General features: G+C 46.1%; 17 protein-coding genes. 12 read left to right on the forward strand and 5 right to left on the reverse strand.

Annotation, left to right across the window (positions count from 1 at the left end):
* Positions 1–119 precede the first annotated feature (119 nt).
* The 5 genes from ACZ1GZ_RS07320 (at position 120) to ACZ1GZ_RS07340 (ending at position 6,823) form a co-directional block, all read left to right on the forward strand.
* A complete protein-coding gene (locus ACZ1GZ_RS07320; protein WP_472667850.1) occupies positions 120–1,430 on the forward strand; it encodes an O-antigen ligase family protein in 1,311 nt (436 codons plus the stop codon).
* Between the two features lie 100 nt (positions 1,431–1,530).
* Entirely contained in the window at positions 1,531–2,013 is a 483-nt protein-coding gene (locus tag ACZ1GZ_RS07325) for a DUF721 domain-containing protein (protein WP_472668253.1), read from the forward strand.
* 166 nt (positions 2,014–2,179) lie between these two features.
* Positions 2,180–2,926: a DsbA family protein gene (locus ACZ1GZ_RS07330; protein ID WP_472667852.1), complete on the forward strand. Its 747-nt coding sequence runs from the start codon at positions 2,180–2,182 to the stop codon at positions 2,924–2,926.
* Between the two features lie 96 nt (positions 2,927–3,022).
* Positions 3,023–6,487, forward strand: a complete 3,465-nt coding sequence (gene smc, locus ACZ1GZ_RS07335) for a chromosome segregation protein SMC (protein ID WP_472667854.1) — start codon at positions 3,023–3,025, stop codon at positions 6,485–6,487.
* Between the two features lie 186 nt (positions 6,488–6,673).
* Positions 6,674–6,823 carry a DUF3563 family protein gene (locus tag ACZ1GZ_RS07340; RefSeq protein ID WP_472667856.1) on the forward strand — a complete coding sequence of 50 codons (150 nt, stop codon included), beginning with the start codon at positions 6,674–6,676 and terminating at the stop codon, positions 6,821–6,823.
* Positions 6,824–6,941: 118 nt separating this feature from the next.
* On the opposite strand, the gene ACZ1GZ_RS07345 is transcribed toward ACZ1GZ_RS07340, so the two are convergent.
* From ACZ1GZ_RS07345 to ACZ1GZ_RS07365, 5 genes are all read right to left on the reverse strand, one after another.
* A complete protein-coding gene (locus ACZ1GZ_RS07345) occupies positions 6,942–7,535 on the reverse strand; it encodes a c-type cytochrome (protein WP_472667857.1) in 594 nt (197 codons plus the stop codon).
* A gap of 38 nt (positions 7,536–7,573) precedes the next feature.
* The gene (locus tag ACZ1GZ_RS07350; protein ID WP_472667858.1) at positions 7,574–7,870 is read right to left on the reverse strand and encodes a hypothetical protein; all 297 of its coding nucleotides are present in this window, start codon (positions 7,868–7,870) and stop codon (positions 7,574–7,576) included.
* Between the two features lie 29 nt (positions 7,871–7,899).
* Positions 7,900–8,292 (reverse strand): phasin family protein, encoded by a 393-nt coding sequence (locus ACZ1GZ_RS07355; protein WP_472667859.1) that lies wholly within the window; start codon positions 8,290–8,292, stop codon positions 7,900–7,902.
* 93 nt (positions 8,293–8,385) lie between these two features.
* The gene (locus ACZ1GZ_RS07360; RefSeq protein WP_472667860.1) at positions 8,386–9,420 is read right to left on the reverse strand and encodes an enoyl-CoA hydratase/isomerase family protein; all 1,035 of its coding nucleotides are present in this window, start codon (positions 9,418–9,420) and stop codon (positions 8,386–8,388) included.
* A 4-nt stretch (positions 9,421–9,424) separates the two neighbouring features.
* Entirely contained in the window at positions 9,425–10,570 is a 1,146-nt protein-coding gene (locus tag ACZ1GZ_RS07365; protein ID WP_472667861.1) for an acyl-CoA dehydrogenase family protein, read from the reverse strand.
* A 126-nt stretch (positions 10,571–10,696) separates the two neighbouring features.
* Between ACZ1GZ_RS07365 and ACZ1GZ_RS07370 the strand changes: the two genes are divergently transcribed.
* The 7 genes from ACZ1GZ_RS07370 to ACZ1GZ_RS07400 are packed head-to-tail and all read left to right on the forward strand — an operon-like array spanning position 10,697 to position 19,318.
* A complete protein-coding gene (locus tag ACZ1GZ_RS07370; RefSeq protein WP_472667862.1) occupies positions 10,697–11,323 on the forward strand; it encodes a TetR/AcrR family transcriptional regulator in 627 nt (208 codons plus the stop codon).
* Positions 11,316–12,479, forward strand: a complete 1,164-nt coding sequence (locus ACZ1GZ_RS07375) for an isovaleryl-CoA dehydrogenase (protein ID WP_472667863.1) — start codon at positions 11,316–11,318, stop codon at positions 12,477–12,479. The genes ACZ1GZ_RS07370 and ACZ1GZ_RS07375 overlap by 8 nt, the downstream gene beginning before the upstream one ends.
* The gene (locus ACZ1GZ_RS07380; protein WP_472667864.1) at positions 12,480–14,075 is read left to right on the forward strand and encodes a carboxyl transferase domain-containing protein; all 1,596 of its coding nucleotides are present in this window, start codon (positions 12,480–12,482) and stop codon (positions 14,073–14,075) included.
* 17 nt (positions 14,076–14,092) lie between these two features.
* The gene (locus tag ACZ1GZ_RS07385; RefSeq protein ID WP_472668254.1) at positions 14,093–16,063 is read left to right on the forward strand and encodes an acetyl/propionyl/methylcrotonyl-CoA carboxylase subunit alpha; all 1,971 of its coding nucleotides are present in this window, start codon (positions 14,093–14,095) and stop codon (positions 16,061–16,063) included.
* A complete protein-coding gene (locus ACZ1GZ_RS07390; RefSeq protein ID WP_472667865.1) occupies positions 16,064–17,680 on the forward strand; it encodes an AMP-binding protein in 1,617 nt (538 codons plus the stop codon).
* Positions 17,677–18,543: a hydroxymethylglutaryl-CoA lyase gene (locus ACZ1GZ_RS07395; protein ID WP_472667866.1), complete on the forward strand. Its 867-nt coding sequence runs from the start codon at positions 17,677–17,679 to the stop codon at positions 18,541–18,543. The genes ACZ1GZ_RS07390 and ACZ1GZ_RS07395 overlap by 4 nt, the downstream gene beginning before the upstream one ends.
* A complete protein-coding gene (locus ACZ1GZ_RS07400) occupies positions 18,536–19,318 on the forward strand; it encodes an enoyl-CoA hydratase-related protein (RefSeq protein ID WP_472667867.1) in 783 nt (260 codons plus the stop codon). Before ACZ1GZ_RS07395 ends, ACZ1GZ_RS07400 begins: the two co-directional genes overlap by 8 nt.
* Positions 19,319–19,320 lie beyond the last annotated feature (2 nt).

The following is a 19,320-nucleotide window of genomic DNA, read 5'->3' on the forward strand; positions in this document are numbered from 1 at the left end:
GTGGGGAGTGAAGAGCAGGGCAAAGAACGTTAAAACCTATGAAAATATACGGTATTTGGCATTGACATTAGTACTTCCTTGGGCAAGAACGCATCATTCAACCCTCAATTGGTATTTAAATGCAGCTGTTTGATCGTACGAATATTTTACAAAATCGGATGTGGTCAACCTTAAATGGTCGAAATACGATTTTTATCTTAGCTATGGCAACACTGGTGTCAGCTGCAGGCTCGTTGTTATCGCTCTTAGTTATTATTGCTGCAACTTCTGGGTTTTTATTATTTTTAAAATACAAAAAATTCGTATTGCTACCATCAGACCTTTGGCTTGTGGTTCCAGGCTTGCTTTATCTGCTCGCGATGTGGAGCTCATATATCAGTTATGATTTCCAGTGGAGTGATTTAGAGGATTGGGCAAAACCTTATATTTTCATTTCACTTGGATTTGTTTTGGTAAATTATCGGCTTGTAAAAAATGTTGATTACTTTTCGATGTTTATCAAATTTGCGGGCTATAGCGGCTATATTTTACTACCTTGGATTTTATATGAAGGGTTTTGGCTCGGGCAACGCATGGCTGGCGGATCGGGCAATGAAATCCCCTTTGGTATGGTGTGCGGAATTATGGCGCCCATCGCACTGCTTGGTGTTTTTGGTGCAGACAGAAAGCATCAGATAATTGCCATTGGAAGTGCGCTTTTATTGTCCACCGGATTGGTTTTATCGCTCACAAGAGGCATGTATATTGCTTTTGCAATCAACATGTTAATTGTTATGGCCTATGCAATAAGTACGTCCCGATACCGATGGCGTGTTTTTGCTGTGTTCGCGGTTGTTCTCGCCATAGGAATTGGTGTTAGCGCAACATCAGATACGATCAAAAATCGTGCCGGATCCTTGGCGGTGCTTGCCCAAAATCTCTCAGCTGGTGAAGCGCCTGTGGATGGGTCATTTTTACAGCGTATGCAATTATATAGTCGTGCAATGTGCCTTATTCAGAAACGTCCGGTTTTTGGTTATGGATATGGCAAACGCGATGACATTTTAGCTCAAGGCAATCCAGCTGTTATTGCTGAAGGCGGGGTCATTTGTCCCCAACGACATATCACTGCAACGCATTTTCACAATGGGTTTTTCACGGTTGCAATCGATGCAGGCGTAATCGGTCTGGTGACCATATTATTGCTTTTGTTCTCACCCTGGGTATTTGTTCTGCGTGCACCAAAAGATGGCAAACAGTTAATGCGGCTCGCATTTTCAAGTATTTTTGTCGTTACCTATTCAATCATGGGAATGTTCAATATCTTGTTCGGACATGATTTGATTGATAGTCTATTTATCACAGGCAGCGTTTTCTTAGCGTTGAGTGTTGTAAAAACAGACGGTTTTGCGCTTGAAGATGTGGCGGAAAATAAGGTTTCTGACGCATAGTGCCGCGCAAAAGTGTTAGAGCGTAAAAGCCTAATGTGCTGAAAAGCAATTTGGAAAGATCTGATATGGCTGAAAAAAAGCCAAAGCGCGTAAAGGCGCTCTGCAAATTGCTGAACTGACCAATACATTGGTTGACCCTATTTTGGCAAAGAGAGCAGGCATCAACACAATGCTGCTCGGCATATGGGATGAAATCGTCGGAGATGAATTTGCTGATTGCTCGCGCCCCGACAAAATTATTTGGCCTAAGCAGCGAGATATGGGTGCCGGCTATTCCGAACCGGGTGGGGGATTATCGCCCGGACAATTGACAATCGCATGTGAAGGATCACGCGCGTTATTTTTGTCGCACCAGCAAGATGAGATTTTGCAGCGGATAAATTCGTTTTTTGGATTTCCAGCGATCAATCGCATCAAGATTGTCCAAAAAGTAGTCGTAAAACACGATCTACGTCGCAAAAAACCACGAAAATTATCATCACTTCAGCAAAGAAAACTTACTGACATGGTTGATGATATTGAAGATCCTAAACTAAAAGAAGCATTGACAAAATTGGGCAAGGCTGTTTTGTCCAAGCGGTAACATTATTTTGATCGTGATACGTCATCAAAATGCCCCAAATATGCCAGAAACAATTGTGGCGTGGTGGTTTATTTTGCTAGGCTTATCATGTGAATTTGAAGAGCAGCGCTCGACTGCGGATTTCCGGGGCTCCTCGCAGGACTAAAATACGACGAAAGGGTTTGGAATGTCGTTTATTGAATTGAAAAAGCTAAATCTGGTTTCAAAAGCTGCGCTTTTGGGTGGAGTAGCTTTATTGGTCGCCTCATGCAGCGAAGCGCAAGATGTGAGTGATGCAAGCAATACAACAAATATTGAGCAAGTAGCTGACGCGGAAAATAATATAGATCGCGTTGTAACATCAGCTAATGTGCCAGCAGCTGATGGCACTGTTGATATGGAAGAGGTGCTTAAAGCAAGCCCGCTTAAAGAAATGGAATTGGGCGATGCGAACGCTCCAGTCACAATCGTTGAATACATGTCTCTAACATGTCCACATTGTGCAAACTTCCACAAAAACACATTCAAAGACATCAAGGAAAAGTATATCGACACGGGTAAAGTTCGCTTCATTATGCGTGAATTTCCGTTTGATCCACGCGCTGCAGCTGGCATTATGCTTGCTCGTTGTGCCCCTGAAGAGCAGTTTTTCCCATTCTTAGATGTTCTTTTTGAACAGCAATCCACGTGGGCAAGAGCCGAAGATGCACGCGCTGCCCTGCTAAAAATCTCTAAATTAGCGGGTTTTACACAGGAACAGTTCAATACTTGCTTGACGAACCAACAGCTTCTTGATGATGTAACAGAAGTGCGTAATCGCGGCGCTAATGATTATGGTATACAATCCACACCTAGCTTCATCGTCAACGGAAGCCGGTATTCGGGGGATATGTCAGTTGATACAATGTCGGCACTTATCGACAGCTATCTATAATAAACGTTCAACAGAGCGCTGGGTAAGTGTGCCCAGCGCTCATTTTCATTACAATTTTATTGAACAACGCGATACTCTCTGCGGAGCCATTCGCTCATGAAGTTTAATAAGCTCCGCCTTTTAGGCTTCAAATCTTTCGTCGACCCTACTGAATTTTATATCGAGCGCGGCCTAACAGGTATTGTTGGTCCCAACGGATGTGGCAAGTCCAATCTTGTTGAAGCTATGCGCTGGGTAATGGGTGAAAACTCCTATAAAAATATGCGCGCATCCGGCATGGATGATGTGATTTTCTCAGGTTCTGGCAATCGACCTGCACGGAACACTGCGGAAGTCGCGCTATATCTTGATAATTCAGAACGCGATGCACCTGCTGCATTTAATGATGCGGATGAAGTGCAAGTTTCCCGCCGGATTGAGCGTGAATCTGGCTCAGCCTATCGCATTAATGGCAAAGATGCCCGCGCGAAAGACGTTCAACTGTTATTTGCGGATGCATCCACCGGTGCGCGTTCTCCTTCGATGGTGGGGCAGGGGCGTATTGGTGAATTGATCCAAGCAAAACCCCAAGCTCGCCGCCAACTGCTTGAAGAGGCTGCCGGGATTTCAGGATTATATTCGCGTCGCCATGAAGCTGAATTGCGATTGCGTGGTGCTGAAACAAATCTTGAGCGCCTTGATGATGTCACAGCACAGCTGGAAAGCCAGATTGAAAGTTTAAAACGTCAAGCTCGACAGGCTAATCGCTTTAAAGCAATCTCATCTGATATTCGTCGCAGTGAAGCAACGCTGTTACATTTGCGTTGGCAACAAGCCAAATTAACAGAAGGGCAGTCTCAGTCAGAATTATCAGAAGCAACAAAACGAGTTGCAGAGATGGCGGCAAAACAGTCTGAAGCAGCTCGCAATCAAGCCGTTGAAGCACATAAGCTTCCAGATTTGCGAGATAAAGACGCTAAAAGTGCAGCTGCATTGCAACGTCTTCAGATTGGAAAAACTCAGCTTGAGGAAGAGGCGCAACGTCTTGAAAAGCGTAAAGTTGAACTTGAGCAACGTTTAGCGCAATTGGCTGCAGATATTGCACGTGAAGAACAGTTAAAAGCGGATAATAGCGCGATATTGTCAAGACTTGATGATGAAGAGAAAGAGCTGAAAGACATTTTGGCAAATTCTGATGCGCATGCAGCAGATTTGAAAAATGCATTTGAAGCAGCGAGTGTTAAACTTGTTGCGAGCGAAAAAACCCTTTCAGCGATTACCTCTGAACGTGCGGAAGCGGCTGCAGGTAAAGTTCAGCTTGAACGCAAAAATCAGGAATTAAATGAGCGAAAGCTACGCATAGAGCGCCAATTGACTGCGCAAAGAGAAGAACTTGTTGGCATTGAAACGCAAATTGCCGGCTTGCCAGACCCCAAAGTTAAGCAAAATGAGCTTGAGCAAAGTGAAGTCAATTTAGCATCCGCAGAAGATAAAGTTGAAGTGGGCGAAGTAAAACTTGAAAATGCACGTCAAAACGAAAATGATGCGCGCAAACCCTTGTCCGAAGCCCGCCGAAATCTCAATGAAATTGAGACCGAAGCACGGACCATTCAGAAGATTTTAAACGCAGGATCAGAACCTGAATTATTCGCCCCTGTCGTTGACAAAATGAAGGTAGAACGCGGATATGAAACCGCGTTAGGTGCGGCCATTGGTGATGATCTTGATTTGCCAATGGATGCGTCTGCGCCGGCACATTGGTCGCATATTTCAGGAACCGGAGATGATCCTAAACTGCCAGCAGGTTTAACGGCGCTTGATGCTTTCGTTGAAGCGCCACAAGCGCTGGCTCGCCGTTTGGCGCAGATTGGGTTGGTTGATGACGAAGCGCAAGGCGATGCACTTCATGCGGCATTAGCTCCCGGGCAAAGATTGGTGAGCAAAGACGGTGCCCTGTGGCGTTGGGATGGATATCGCGCATCTGCCGATGCACCGACCCCTGCTGCGATGCGATTGGCACAAAAGAACCGTTTGGCAGAGCTCGATGCGCAAGCCATAAATGCAACAAAAGCTCTTCGTGAAGCCGAAGAAAATTTAGAAAACGCGGCTAAGAGCGTAAAGGACCAACAAGAAGATCAGCGCGCGCTTCGTGAAGATGTCCGGCTTGCAAATGTCGCCGTTAGTGATGCGCGAAAAGCTCTGGCAAAAGCACAGGAAGCTTCGGGTGCATTATCTAATCGCGCTGAAGTGTTGCGGCAATCAACAGCGCAGTTTACCCTTCAGCTAGATGAAGTGAAAACAGAGCTGGTTGAAGTTGAAGCGGCCGTTCTTTCTGCACCGGACTTAACCGAGCTTGATCAGCGCTTAGGCCAGGCAAATTCGGAAGTTGCGACAGACCGTGGAGCCGCAGCTGAAGCGCGCGCGGCGCATGAAAGCATGGAGCGAGACAATCGAAATCGTCAGCAACGTTTAACAGCTATCGGAAATGAGCGCGAAACTTGGCTCTTGCGTGGTCAAAATGCTGATGGGCAAATTAAAGCGCTAAAAGAACGTTCAAATGTTGCTTCGGTTGAAGCTCAGGAACTTGCAGATGCGCCCGACAATCTCGCCAGTCGCAGAATACAATTGATGAACCAGTTGACCGAAGCTGAAACCGTCAGAAAATCTTGCGCTGATGTATTAGCGCTTGCGGAAACGCAATCTCGTGATGCAGATAAAGTCGCGACCGAAGCCATTGCAGCGCTTTCCTCTGCGCGTGAGGGGCGTGGTCGTGCAGAAGAGCGTGTAGTTGCTGCAAAAGAGCGCCGCGAAGAAGCCGAAGCTCGTATCCGCGAAGCGCTGAATTGCGAACCGCATGAAGCTATAAAACTCGCTCAAATTGAAGGTGATGAAACAGCGCTTGATCCAGATAAAATTGAACGTTCGCTTGAACGCTTGAAAATGGAACGCGAACGTTTGGGTGCCGTTAACTTGCGCGCGGAAGAAGAACAAACAGAGCTTTCCGAGCAGTATGAGACAATTATCAATGAGCGTGAAGATGTCATTGAAGCCATCCGCAAATTGCGTGCTGGTATTCAAAGCCTAAACAAAGAAGGTCGCGAGCGATTATTGGCCGCATTTGATGTTGTGAATGAGCAATTCACCCGTTTATTTACGCATCTGTTTGGCGGCGGTACGGCTGAACTTCAGCTCGTGGAAAGTGAAGATCCGCTTGAAGCTGGTCTTGAGATCTTAGCCCGACCACCTGGCAAAAAACCGCAAACAATGACGCTTCTTTCAGGTGGCGAACAAGCACTCACTGCAATGGCCTTGATCTTTGCTGTGTTCTTAACAAACCCAGCGCCAATTTGTGTGCTTGATGAGGTCGATGCGCCGCTTGATGATCATAATGTTGAGCGTTTTTGTAATCTGATGGATGAGATGGCATCCTCGACAGAAACACGCTTTGTGTTGATCACGCATAACCCAATTACTATGTCACGCATGAACCGTTTATTTGGTGTCACCATGGCAGAGCAGGGCGTGTCGCAACTCGTTTCGGTGGATTTACAGACTGCCGAAGGAATGCGCGACGCAGGTTAATGCCTTAATTTTTGGCAGTTTTACGTGGAATTACGGCATAATCAGGCCAATTATGAACAATTTATGATCATTTGCCTGCTATTATTGCATAGCTGCTAAGCAGAGCTTGCTCTACTCATTTTTTCAAAAAAGCCTATATGTCTTCTTGATACAAAACAAAATGAAAATTAAGCAAGGATAATAACAATGAAAATGTTCTCATTTTTAAAAGCAGAAGACAGCCGTAAACGTAACGAACGCGAATATCTAAACAACGCAAAAAGCTTGGCAGATTTAGAATATCGCATGCGTCAGGTCGATAAAGGCGTTTTTAAACAGCCTTATAACTTTATCTAATCGATAAGTTTTAAAACAAATGCACGGAGCGCGAGGCGGTTTAGGCCAACGCGCTCATATGTGCGTTTTATCCCACCAGATTTGAATGTTTCGAACGCGCTACCGATTGTGGCGCGTTTTATTTTTCGTTCTGAATAGATTGCAGATAGACAATCACATCAGCAACTTGCAATTCGGTCATTTTGAAAATTGGCATATCAGGATGCGTTGTTTCAATACCTTGTGAAAAAGCCTCTTCAATTGCATCAACCGGATAAAATTGCATAAGCTCGCGAAATAGCGGAGCATCCGGGTGTGGGCTATCACCTTGTGCGCTGATCGCATGACATTTTGCACAATTTGCTTCCAATATCCGTTTACCATGTGCACGTGGCTGCACCCAAGCAATCCAAGCAGCAATATCTCGCGCTTGTTTTGGTGTGAGATTAAATACTGGCATCACATTATTTTTCGGTAATGCGTGGTTCAGCAAATCCTTTTCGATTGTCGTAACATCACGATGAATGGTCATGCGCCAAAAAGGAACGGCCTGATGCAAAGGGCTTGCACCATCAATTGTTACCGCATGGCATTGAGCACAGTTCACGCGTGCTAAATCGCGACCATGTGAGACGTCGGCTTTTGAATTGGCGTCTTGCGCAGTCGTAACCGAGATCGCGGCCAAACCAATTGTAAGGCTTGTGATCGTGGTGAGAAATAAGCGTTTCAACATGGATTACCCTTTCGCTAAATTACAGGATGTTTGATGCTTCAACACACCACCGTCTCTTTGCATTTCGTGATTTCAAATGGCTGGATACGTCCTTCTCGAACGGCATCAAATTGACGACCATCTTCGCATTGTGCTCGAGCTTCGAAATATAATTGTCCAGCTAATTCGGTTTCTTTCATAGAGATGAAATAGGCAACATTGCACTGTTCTTCGAAAGCCAATTGCATGGTCACTTCATCAAGCCATGCAGGGTTGGTGGATTGTGCAATAGCGTGTGGGGTTGTCAGTAAGAAGCTGGCAAATACAACGAGTATTTTCTTCTTAATATCAAACATGTTCACTCCTTTTTGCTTGAAGTGTTGCGTTACTGATTAATCTGATCATTTGCTCCGGTTAATTCTGTAGGGAGAATGTGTTGCCCAAGCTTTGCGAGCTTTTGCACCTCATCGGAATATTGTTTTGAGGAGTTTTCAATAAAGCTGCGTTGTAAGTCCCAGATTTCATTGATGGATTTGCACGTCATGAGGTTTCGCTGAAGTTCGAGATCTTCAATCATGCGTTTTGAATAAAAACTGATGATTTCCTGCTGGTATTTTGACCAGCCAGCAACGATATCGGAGCTGATATGAATAAGCTCATAAGCTGTTTCGATATCTTCTTCTCTGGGTTTTGGCAGCACAACGCCATGTGTTTCGGCGCTTATGTCTTTTGGTTCTGATTTCGATGCTGATGGTGTTTTCACAACTTTTTGAGCCATGGGTCTACTCCTGTTTGAGTTGCCTTGGCCTTAGAATATCAGTTCGAGCTGACAGAACATTGATATAGCTCAAATCAATGTCATTATTTGGAATTAAGAAAATTCGATATCGCCAGTTTCAGGTGGTGATAAGAACAGTGCGACCACATCTTCTGGCACATCAGCAATTGTCGGATAACGCCATTTCGGTTGTTTGTCCTTGTCGATAATCAGAGCGCGAACACCTTCGACAAAATCGCTATGTTCGAGTGCGCGTGATACGAATCGAAACTCCTGCCGAAGTGCGTTGTCGATCCCGGGATTTGCGCGAATTGCTCTAATTGTCTGCAAGGTTACACAAATTGAAATCGGGGATGCAGAATTGATTTTGTAAAGTGCTTTTGCCGCCCATTCTGCATCTGATCTTTCCAACGCTGATAATATTTCACCAATCGTTTGAAGACTGAAAATTGCATCAATCTCATTTTGCAATTGGGCAAGTTGACCTGCTTCTGTTGCTTGCGAATATGTTGAAATATCCGTTGCGTCTCCTGTTTCGGCGAGTGAATTTACAAGCTCTTTCAATTTGTCTTTGGGAACAAACTCATCGGCAAATCCGCAGTATATTGCATCTTGATAGCCGACCCTTCCACCGGTTAATGCCAAATATTCACCTAAATGCCCAGGAGCCTGCGCAAGCAGGTGCGAGGAGCCGACATCAGGGATGAGGCCGATGGCACATTCTGGTAAAGCAAAGCTTGTATTTTCTGTGACAATTCGGTGTGATCCTAATGCAGAAATACCGACGCCACCACCCATGACAATCCCGTTCATTACAGCAATATAGGGTTTGGGATAGTGCGCGATTAACGAGTTTAGCCGATACTCATCACGCCAGAAATTCGTACCGTTTTCAAAATCCCCGGATTTACCCTTGGCATAAAGGTCTTGCACATCGCCACCTGCGCAAAATGCCTTTTCACCTGCTGCATCGATTATGATAAGTTTAACGTCAGTATCATTTTTCCACGCATGCAGTGCTGTCTCAATCTGCAATGCCATATCATGAGACATAGCATTCAGGACTTTTTCTCGCGTGAGCGTAATATGACCAAGACTACCATTTTTTCGAATATTGATATCAGTCATAAAACTACTTCTGACTATTGATGAGATTGCGTGCAATGATGTGGCGCATAATTTCGTTTGTGCCCTCTAAGATTTGGTGTACGCGCAAATCACGTACAATTTTCTCTATTCCATAATCGCTGAGATAGCCATATCCGCCGTGTAGTTGCAAAGCCTGGTCTGCGACATTTGACGCAGCCTCGGTTGTGAAAACCTTTGCCATGGCGGAGTATTTTGCGATGTCAGGCCCGCCATTATCGTATTTCCAAGCCGCTTGCCGTAAAAAAGTTCGTGCAGCCTGTAGCTGGATTTCCATATCAGCGAGCTTAAATTGCAACGCTTGGAATTTATCAAGTGTTTGTCCAAATGCTTTTCGTTCTGACATATATTGAAGACTAGCATCAAGCGTCATTTGAGCGCCACCTAATGCGCAGGCAGATATAGATAAACGACCTCCATCAAGCCCGGCCATGGCGTATTTAAAGCCGTCGCCTTCTTTGCCAATTAAATTCTCAAGGGGGACGTGACAATCATCAAACTGAACTTGTGCTGTGGGCTGTGCTCGCCAACCCATTTTATCTTCCGCAGCCCCGAAGCTTAAGCCTTTTGATCCGTCTTCTATGATAATGGTTGATATACCTTTGGGGCCATCTTCTCCAGTGCGGCACATAGTTAGATAGGCATCGGAATAGCCACCACCTGAAATAAATGCCTTTGTGCCATTTAATACATATCCATTATTGGTTTTTGTTGCTTTTGTGCGTAATGCTGCAGCATCAGAGCCGCTTCCAGGTTCGGTCAAACAATAAGAATAAATCTTGTCCATTGTGGTCAGTTCAGGCAGCCATCTTTGTTTAGCTACTTCATTACCAAATTGATCAATGAGCCCGCCAACCATGTTGTGTATGGATAAAAACGCACTGACTGATGGGCATGACATTGCAAGTGCTTCAAATATCAATATCCCATCCATTCGTGATAATGCTGATCCGCCATATTCTTCGCTGACGTAAATCCCGCCCAGCCCGAGTTCACCAGCTTCATGCCATAACTCTTTCGGGATAGTGCCTTGTTTTTCCCACTCTAATGCATGTGGTGCAATTTTTTCCTGTCCAAAAGCATAAGCCATTTCGAAAATTGCATTTTGTTCTTCGTTTAGTTCAAAATCCATTTTTGATCAGCCTTTCGTCCATAGATTTCAGTCAACTTCTCAGATCAAAACATTTGAAGAGTTGAAACATATTTCAATATCTGTTATTAATTTAACGAACGTTCATTTAATTATCAAGGAATTTTTATGGCGCGCATAGCCGGTTCAGATGGTGAGGTTACTAGAAGCGAGATTAGAAAGGTCAGTTTGGCCTTGTTTGCGCAGTTTGGATATGCAGCTGTTTCAATGCGACAGATAGCAAGTCAAGTGGGTGTGCAAGCCAGCGCGATCTATCAGTATTATCCGAACAAGCAGCAAATTCTGGTGAGTTTGTTACAAAACCATATGGATGGATTGCTCAAGGCGTGCGATGAGGAAATAACAGCATCTGACCCTATCGCGCGGTTGGAGCAATTTGCGCGTTTCCATATTCGCTACAACATTAATCGTCAGGATGAAGTGTTTTTGGCATATATGGAGTTGCGCTCATTAGAGCCTGAAGGCTTTAAAACTATATCTGAACTGCGCAGTCAGTATGAAGCGATTTTGAAATCAATCCTTCATGATGGCGCAAAGTCCGGTGCAATGAATATTGACGACCCGCACGTATCAGCCATGGCTATTCTTGCCATGCTGACGGGGGTAAATACCTGGTACCGTTCTGGTGGTCGTCTATCTCAAAAGAAAATCGAAAATATCTACGCGTCGATGGTACTAAAATCACAAGGGATTATGCCGCGTGCGCAAATTGAAGAGGGTATTGCTCATGTTTGATCAAGTGATGGATTTTGGTCTTGGTGATGATATCAATGCATTACGCGACATGATGCGCAAATTTGCCAGCGATGAGATTGCCCCACGCGCCGCAGAGATTGATAAAACAAACGAGTTCCCAAATGATCTTTGGATGAAGATGGGTGCACTCGGCTTGCACGGTATTACCGTATCTGAAGAGGCTGGCGGTGTTGATATGGGATATCTCGCCCATTGTGTAGCGATTGAAGAAATTTCCCGCGCTTCCGCGTCTGTCGCACTGTCATATGGCGCGCATTCTAACCTATGTGTCAACCAGATCCACCGATGGGGGACAGATAAGCAAAAAGAAAAATATCTGCCTAAATTGCTGACGGGTGAACATGTGGGTTCGCTTGCAATGTCAGAACCGGGTGCTGGTTCAGATGTGGTTTCAATGAAACTTCGCGCTGATAAAGTTGGCGATCACTTTGTGCTCAATGGCAACAAAATGTGGATCACAAATGGACCGGATGCAAATACGCTCGTTGTCTATGCCAAAACCGATGTGGAGGCCGCTTCAAAGGGGATTACAGCATTTATCATCGAGCGCGAAATGGAAGGTTTTTCAACAGCGCAAAAACTCGATAAGCTCGGTATGCGCGGATCCAATACCTGCGAATTGGTCTTTGATAATTGCAAAGTGCCGGAAGCCAATATTCTTGGCAAAGAGGGCGAGGGCGTCAAAGTTTTAATGTCTGGCCTTGATTATGAGCGGGTGGTTTTAGCCGCTGGGCCAATTGGGATCATGGCAGCAGCAATGGATATTGTGGTGCCTTATGTGCATGAGCGTGAGCAGTTTGGAAAACCGATTGGCACTTTCCAGCTGATGCAGGGCAAGCTTGCTGATATGTACACCACAATGAATGCCTGTCGATCTTACGTTTATGCTGTAGCCCGCGCTTGCGATAATGGCCAAGTCACCCGCAAAGATTCAGCTGGTTGTATTTTATTTGCTGCGGAAAAAGCCACCCAAGTTGCACTTGAGGCAATCCAATGTCTGGGTGGCAATGGTTATATCAATGACTATCCAACAGGTCGTTTATTACGTGATGCCAAACTTTACGAAATTGGTGCTGGCACAAGTGAAATTCGTCGCATGTTAATTGGTCGCGAAATATTTGGTGAGACAGCATAAATGAGTAAATTAACAAGCACATCAGCCCCAAATGCAGATAATGCCAAGGCTATGCATAGCCAACTTGATGACGTGCAAAAAGAAGCGCAACGCATTTTGCAAGGTGGATCGCAACGCGCACGTGAGCGCCATGTATCGCGCGGGAAATTGCTGCCGCGAGACCGCGTTGAGGGCTTAATTGATCCTGGTTCATCATTTTTAGAAATTGGTCTGTTTGCAGCAAAAGATACCTATGATGCGGATATTCCAGCCGCGGGCGTCATTGCAGGTATTGGCCAGATCAATGGCCGTGATTGCATGATCGTCTGCAATGATGCGACGGTTAAAGGTGGTACATATTATCCGCTGACAGTGAAAAAGCATCTTAGAGCGCAGGAGATTGCTGAAGAAAATATGCTGCCATGTCTTTATTTGGTTGATAGCGGTGGCGCCAATTTACCGAACCAGGATGAAGTGTTCCCAGATCGCGATCACTTTGGTCGTATCTTTTATAATCAAGCACGAATGAGCGCAAAAGGCATTGCCCAAATCGCTGTTGTAATGGGCAATTGCACCGCAGGTGGCGCCTATGTGCCTGCAATGTGTGATACGACGATCATGGTCAAAGAACAGGCGATGATTTTTCTCGCCGGTCCTCCGCTGGTTAAAGAAGCGACGGGGGAGGAAGTCGACGCTGAAACGCTAGGTGGCGCAGACACGCATACCAGATTATCCGGTGTTGCTGATTATATGGCAGAAGATGATGCGCATGCGCTCGCGCTTGCGCGTCAGGTGGTTTCAACACTGGGCCAAGCGCCAAAAACTAATGTCGCTTTAACAGCACCAAAAGACCCTGTTTATTTAAGCGAAGATATCATGGGGCTGATCCCGCATGATACACGGCAATCTTTCGATATCAGAGATATTATCGCGCGCATGGTTGATGGCAGCGAATTTGATGAATTTAAAGCGCGATATGGCACAACTTTGGTCACCGGCTTTGCGCATATTGATGGCATGCCGGTTGGCATTATCGCCAATAATGGCGTGCTATTCTCTGAAAGCTCGCTCAAAGGTGCGCATTTCATTGAGATCTGTTGCCAGCGAAAAATTCCGCTTCTGTTTTTGCAAAATATCACGGGCTTTATGGTGGGCTCGAAATATGAAGCTGGCGGCATCGCCAAAGACGGCGCGAAACTCGTCAATGCAGTTTCAACAGCCAATGTACCAAAGATAACGGTCATTATTGGTGGCTCATATGGTGCAGGAAACTATGGCATGTGCGGCAGGGCGTTCGGTCCGCGATTTGTTTGGATGTGGCCCAATGCGAGGATTTCCGTTATGGGCGGCGCGCAAGCTGCCGGTGTGATGGCAAGCGTGACCCGCGCTGGGAAAAAGGCCCGCGGAGAAGACTGGAGCGCAGAACAAGAAGCTGCCTTCAAGCAGCCGATTTTGGATCAGTTTGAAACCCAGTCCCATCCATTTTATGCATCAGCCAGATTATGGGACGATGGCATCATCGACCCACGCGAAACTCGCAATGTCGTCTCGTTAAGTCTTAAAGCATGCTTGAATGCGCCTGTTGAAGACACAAGCTTCGGCTTGTTCAGAATGTAATGGTGGATGATATGACAATGTTCCCTAAAATTCTCATTGCCAATCGTGGCGAAATTGCATGCCGAATTATCAAAACCGCAAAGCGCTTGGGCGTGAAAACGGTCGCCGTCTATTCAGATGCGGACGCCAATGCGCTGCATGTTGAAATGGCAGATGAGGCCGTTCATATCGGACTATCTCCGGTGAGTGAAAGCTATTTGCAGCAAGATGCAATCATCAATGCTGCAAGACGAACAGGCGCGCAAGCCATTCACCCCGGCTATGGATTTTTGTCTGAAAACCCTGAATTTGTTGCTGCTGTTGAGGCGGCTGGTCTGACCTTTATCGGCCCGAGCGCCAAAGCGATTTCTGCGATGGGTCTGAAAGATGCGGCCAAGCAATTAATGCAGGATGCAGGTGTTCCAATTGTCCCAGGGTATCATGGCGCGGATCAAACGCCGGATTTGTTAAAATCAGAAGCTGATAAAATCGGTTACCCTGTGCTGATCAAAGCGCGCGCAGGCGGTGGCGGTAAAGGCATGCGGTTGGTCGAATACGAAGAAGAATTTCTAACCGCTTTAGAAAGTGCTGCACGGGAAGGGCGGACGGCTTTTGGTGATCCGGCAGTGCTAATTGAAAAATTCATCACCTCGCCACGTCATATCGAAGTTCAGGTCTTTGGCGATTCCAAAGGCAATGTCGTACATATGTTTGAACGCGATTGTTCTTTGCAGCGTCGCCATCAAAAGGTCATCGAAGAAGCGCCCGCACCTGATATGCCAGATGATGTGCGCCGAGCGATGACACAAGCTGCGGTTAAAGCAGCACAAGCGATTAATTACGAAGGTGCTGGCACAATCGAGTTTATCGCGGATGGGTCAGGGACTCTACGCAAAGACGGTTTCTGGTTCATGGAAATGAACACCAGATTACAGGTTGAGCACCCGGTGACCGAAGCAATAACGGGACTTGATCTTGTCGAGTTGCAATTGCGTGTGGCGGCAGGGCAAGCATTGCCGATATCCCAGGATGATATCTCAATTAATGGGCATGCATTTGAAGCACGAATTTATGCTGAAGATGTACCGGCAGGCTTTCTTCCGGCCACAGGTAAGATCTCCCATTTAAAACTATCCGATCACGCACGAAACGATAGCGGTGTGCGAAAGGGTGATGTTATCTCGCCCTTTTATGATCCGATGATCGCAAAGGTGATTACCCATCGTAGCGATCGCAATGAAGCGCTATCTGCTTTAACGTCCGCACTTGCGCAAACTCAGGTTTCTGGTCTTGCGTCAAATATCTCATTTTTGTCGAAATTGTTGTCGCATGAAGGCTTTGGCAAAGGCGAGGTGGACACTGGACTAATTGAGCGCGATCTCGATGCGCTCACCATGCACGATGATCCCGATGAGGTGATGATCGCTATCGCCATGATAATCGCTCTGGATTGGCAAACAGCCAAACCGCAATCAAATTGGCGTATGTTTGGCGCGGCTTCTCGAGTAGCATCAATTTTGTATTCAGATGATAAAATAGAACGTCGATTATCGGTTGGTGAAGATGTGCAATCATATGATTTGACGGGCGAATTTCAAAGCCAATTTACAATAATTGAAAAGCGTGATGGCACCATCATTTTCGATCAGGATGGTCTGCGTTCTAGTGTTGATTTCGCGCGTAATACAGACGGACAGGATTGCCATGTTGTTCTTTATAAAGATGCGCAAAGCTTTGAATTTGTGCTGCCAGATCCGCTTGCAGTAAAAGATAACGCGAGTACGAGTGAAAACATGATTTCAGCGCCAATGAGCGGGGTAATTCGCCTCATTGATATAGAAGCGAATGCGCAAGTTGCAGGAGGTCAGCGTCTCGTTGTGTTGGAAGCGATGAAAATGGAAATGAACTTAACTGCACCATGCGCGGGTCTTGTGAAAAACATCACCTGTCAGCTTGGTGATGCGGTCGAAGGTGGTTCGGTGCTGATCGAGATTGAGCCGGAGGCTTAAATGAATTTCCCAAAAGACAGCTATTGTTATCAAGTTGCGCAAAACGGTTGGAAACTGCCTGAAACCTACAATATGGGTTTAGCTGCGTGTGATGATTGGGCGGTTAAAACCCCTAATGCAGCAGCACTTATATTGGCCGATGAAAATCAAACCATTTCCTATGCCAAATTGCGTGATCTGTCCAACCAGATGGCTAATTTATTTTGCGGGCTTGGCCTTAAACGAGGTGATCGAATAGGCATATTATTGCCGCAAGCGCTGGAAACGGCGGTTGGTCATTTAGGTGCATTTAAATGTGGATTGATCTCAGTGCCACTCTTTATGTTGTTTGGTCCTGATGCGCTTGAACACCGGGTGATCGACGCAGGTATAAAGATGATTATCACCAACCAGCAAGGTGCGGATAAGCTTTCTGAGATGAAAGATGAGGCGCGCAAGGGGCTTAAAATTCTCACCATTGATGGCGTTCATAACGGGCTGAAGAGTTTGGATTTTCACACCATGCTCGCTGCACAGTCAAATGAATTTGACTGCGTGCAAACAGGTCCTGATGATCCGGCTATGATTATCTATACATCTGGCACAACAGGCTCGCCAAAAGGCGCTTTGCACGGTCATCGCATGCTTGCAGGTCATATGACGGGGTTTGAGACATTTAATGATTTTAAAACAGCACCAGGTCGGGTGATATGGACCCCAGCTGATTGGGCATGGATTGGTGGGCTTTTCGATGTTCTAATCCCAGCGCTTGCATGTGGAATGTCGGTTGTGTCCAAAAGATTTGAGAAATTTACCGCCGATGCCGCCTTTGATCTTTTGGCAGATTATAAAGTTCAGCATGCGTTTTTACCGCCAACGGCGCTCAAACTCATGCGCTCGACTTATCCTGATCATTCGCCTCGCGATTTGCATCTTGTTTCGGTCGGAAGCGGGGGTGAAAGCCTAGGTGCGCCGTTGCTCGATTGGGGCAAATCAGTGCTCAGCGTGACTATCAATGAGTTTTACGGGCAGACAGAGGGCAATTTGCTGATCTCGTCTTGCGCGGCTCTCGAACCACCGCGCCCGGGTGTTATCGGAAAAGCTGTTGCTGGGCACCAGATGGCAGCAATTGATATGGATGGCAACGCGGTTCGCGAAGGTGAAATTGGGATTATCGCTGCAAAGGCGCCAGATGTGGTGATGATGCTCAATTACTGGAATAACCCTGAAGCCACGAAAGATAAATTTATAGGTGATTGGATGCTGACTGGTGACATGGGCGTTGTTGAAAGTAATGGTTGGATACGTTTTGTAGGCCGCGATGATGATGTCATTACATCCGCTGGGTATCGCATCGGTCCGGGCAGCATCGAAGATTGTTTGATGCGCCATCCATCGGTCAAAATAGCAGGTGTTGTGGGTAAACCCGATGAAACACGCACAGAGATTGTCGTTGCCTTTGTCGTCATAGCAGACGGTGTAACACCGTCGGATGACTTGATCTCAGAATTGCAAATTCATGTTAAAACGCGGCTTGCTGCACATGAATATCCGCGCGAAATCCATGTGCTCGATGAAATACCTGTGACAACAACCGGCAAAGTGATGCGGCGGAAATTACGGGATATGTTTGTATGAGTGACAAATTCGTCAAAATCTTTGAGGTTGGCCCACGCGATGGTTTGCAAAACGAAGATGATATTATTCCGACAAATGAGAAGATCAAACTGATAGATGCACTGTCTGATCTTGGCTTTAAAAACATTGAAGCAACCGCTTTTGTGTCGCCCAAATGGGTACCACAAATGGCTGACTCCGCTGATGTTATGGCCGGTATTAACCGGAACCCCAATGTTCGCTATTCTGCTCTGACGCCAAATTTACAAGGCTTCGAAAGAGCTTTGGACACCAAGGTTGATGAAGTTGCAGTATTTGCAAGTGCGTCCGAAACTTTCAGCCAAAAAAACATCAATTGCTCTATTGCGGAAAGTCTGGAGCGGTTTGTACCGCTTATCGAACGGGCGCGCCATCACAAAATCCCGGTGCGTGGTTATGTGTCTTGCGTTGTAGGTTGTCCTTACGAAGGCGAGATCAAACCAAGCGCTGTTGCAGAGGTTTCCAACGCATTGATCGATTTAGGGTGTTATGAGGTTTCGCTCGGAGATACAATCGGTGTAGGAACAGCTCAAACAACGAAGGCGATGCTGGAAGCTGTACAGGTCAAAATAGACCCTTCACAGCTCGCCGGACATTTCCATGATACCAAAGGTGTGGCGCTCGATAATGTCAAAGCCAGCTTAGATATGGGGCTTCGCGTTTTTGATAGTGCAATTGGTGGATTAGGCGGATGCCCTTATGCGCCCGGTGCGAAAGGAAACGTATCGACGCTTGAGCTTTTAAATATGCTGGAAAGTGACGGATGGACAACTGGTCTTGATCTTGACGGTCTAACAAAAGTTGAGGCGATAATGGCGAAATTTGCGAGGCGGCACCATGACTGATTATCAAACGATAGTAGTTGAAGTTGATGAAGATGGTATTGCGCATTTAACGCTTGATCGGGCTGATAAACATAATGCTATGAATGCTGAAATGATTGCGGAGCTTTCACAAGCAGCACAATTCTGCGCATCTGATCCCGATGTTCGAGCGGTGATTTTACGTGCCAATGGCAAAAGCTTTTGCGCCGGTGGTGATTTGGCCTGGATGCGCGCGCAAGCTGATGCAGACCGTGCAGGCAAGATAAAAGAAGCGAGTGCACTTTCAAATATGCTGCTTGAGCTTTATCAATCGCCCAAGCCTCTGATAGCTGTTGTTCAAGGCGCAGCCTATGGCGGTGGGATCGGCTTGATGTCAGTCTGTGACATCGTGCTTGCAGATCCAAAATGTAAGTTTTCACTGACAGAAACAAAGCTAGGGCTTATCCCTGCAACGATCGGACCTTTTGTCGTCAAACGTTTAGGCGAGGGCGCGGCACGTCAGATATTCTTTACCGGGAAGATGTTTGATGGATTAGAAGCGCAAAGATTAGGATTGGTTTCTTCCCTCACAGATGATCTGGAACAGGCCGCCGCGGTGGAAATCAAATCTATTTTAAATACAGCGCCACAAGCATCAGCGCGTGCAAAAGCTTTATGTTTGAAATTAAGTGGCGGCATCTCACAAGACGATATTGATCGTTCTATTGTAGCATTGGCCGATGCATGGGAAAGCGATGAAGCACAACATGGCATTTCATCTTTCTTCAGCCAGACTAAGCCGGATTGGACAAAGTAAAC

This window comes from Lentilitoribacter sp. JB5-8 (assembly GCF_055693385.1).

Excerpts from the sequence above, each read along its gene's own strand:
- ACZ1GZ_RS07320 (WP_472667850.1), top strand. The coding sequence starts at position 120 with ATGCAGCTGTTTGATCGTACGAATATTTTACAAAATCGGATGTGGTCA.
- ACZ1GZ_RS07330 (WP_472667852.1), top strand. The coding sequence starts at position 2,180 with ATGTCGTTTATTGAATTGAAAAAGCTAAATCTGGTTTCAAAAGCTGCG.
- smc (WP_472667854.1), top strand. The coding sequence starts at position 3,023 with ATGAAGTTTAATAAGCTCCGCCTTTTAGGCTTCAAATCTTTCGTCGAC.
- ACZ1GZ_RS07340 (WP_472667856.1), top strand. The coding sequence starts at position 6,674 with ATGAAAATGTTCTCATTTTTAAAAGCAGAAGACAGCCGTAAACGTAAC.
- ACZ1GZ_RS07345 (WP_472667857.1), bottom strand. The coding sequence starts at position 7,535 with ATGTTGAAACGCTTATTTCTCACCACGATCACAAGCCTTACAATTGGT.
- ACZ1GZ_RS07350 (WP_472667858.1), bottom strand. The coding sequence starts at position 7,870 with ATGTTTGATATTAAGAAGAAAATACTCGTTGTATTTGCCAGCTTCTTA.
- ACZ1GZ_RS07355 (WP_472667859.1), bottom strand. The coding sequence starts at position 8,292 with ATGGCTCAAAAAGTTGTGAAAACACCATCAGCATCGAAATCAGAACCA.
- ACZ1GZ_RS07360 (WP_472667860.1), bottom strand. The coding sequence starts at position 9,420 with ATGACTGATATCAATATTCGAAAAAATGGTAGTCTTGGTCATATTACG.
- ACZ1GZ_RS07365 (WP_472667861.1), bottom strand. The coding sequence starts at position 10,570 with ATGGATTTTGAACTAAACGAAGAACAAAATGCAATTTTCGAAATGGCT.
- ACZ1GZ_RS07370 (WP_472667862.1), top strand. The coding sequence starts at position 10,697 with ATGGCGCGCATAGCCGGTTCAGATGGTGAGGTTACTAGAAGCGAGATT.
- ACZ1GZ_RS07375 (WP_472667863.1), top strand. The coding sequence starts at position 11,316 with ATGTTTGATCAAGTGATGGATTTTGGTCTTGGTGATGATATCAATGCA.
- ACZ1GZ_RS07380 (WP_472667864.1), top strand. The coding sequence starts at position 12,480 with ATGAGTAAATTAACAAGCACATCAGCCCCAAATGCAGATAATGCCAAG.
- ACZ1GZ_RS07385 (WP_472668254.1), top strand. The coding sequence starts at position 14,093 with ATGTTCCCTAAAATTCTCATTGCCAATCGTGGCGAAATTGCATGCCGA.
- ACZ1GZ_RS07390 (WP_472667865.1), top strand. The coding sequence starts at position 16,064 with ATGAATTTCCCAAAAGACAGCTATTGTTATCAAGTTGCGCAAAACGGT.
- ACZ1GZ_RS07395 (WP_472667866.1), top strand. The coding sequence starts at position 17,677 with ATGAGTGACAAATTCGTCAAAATCTTTGAGGTTGGCCCACGCGATGGT.
- ACZ1GZ_RS07400 (WP_472667867.1), top strand. The coding sequence starts at position 18,536 with ATGACTGATTATCAAACGATAGTAGTTGAAGTTGATGAAGATGGTATT.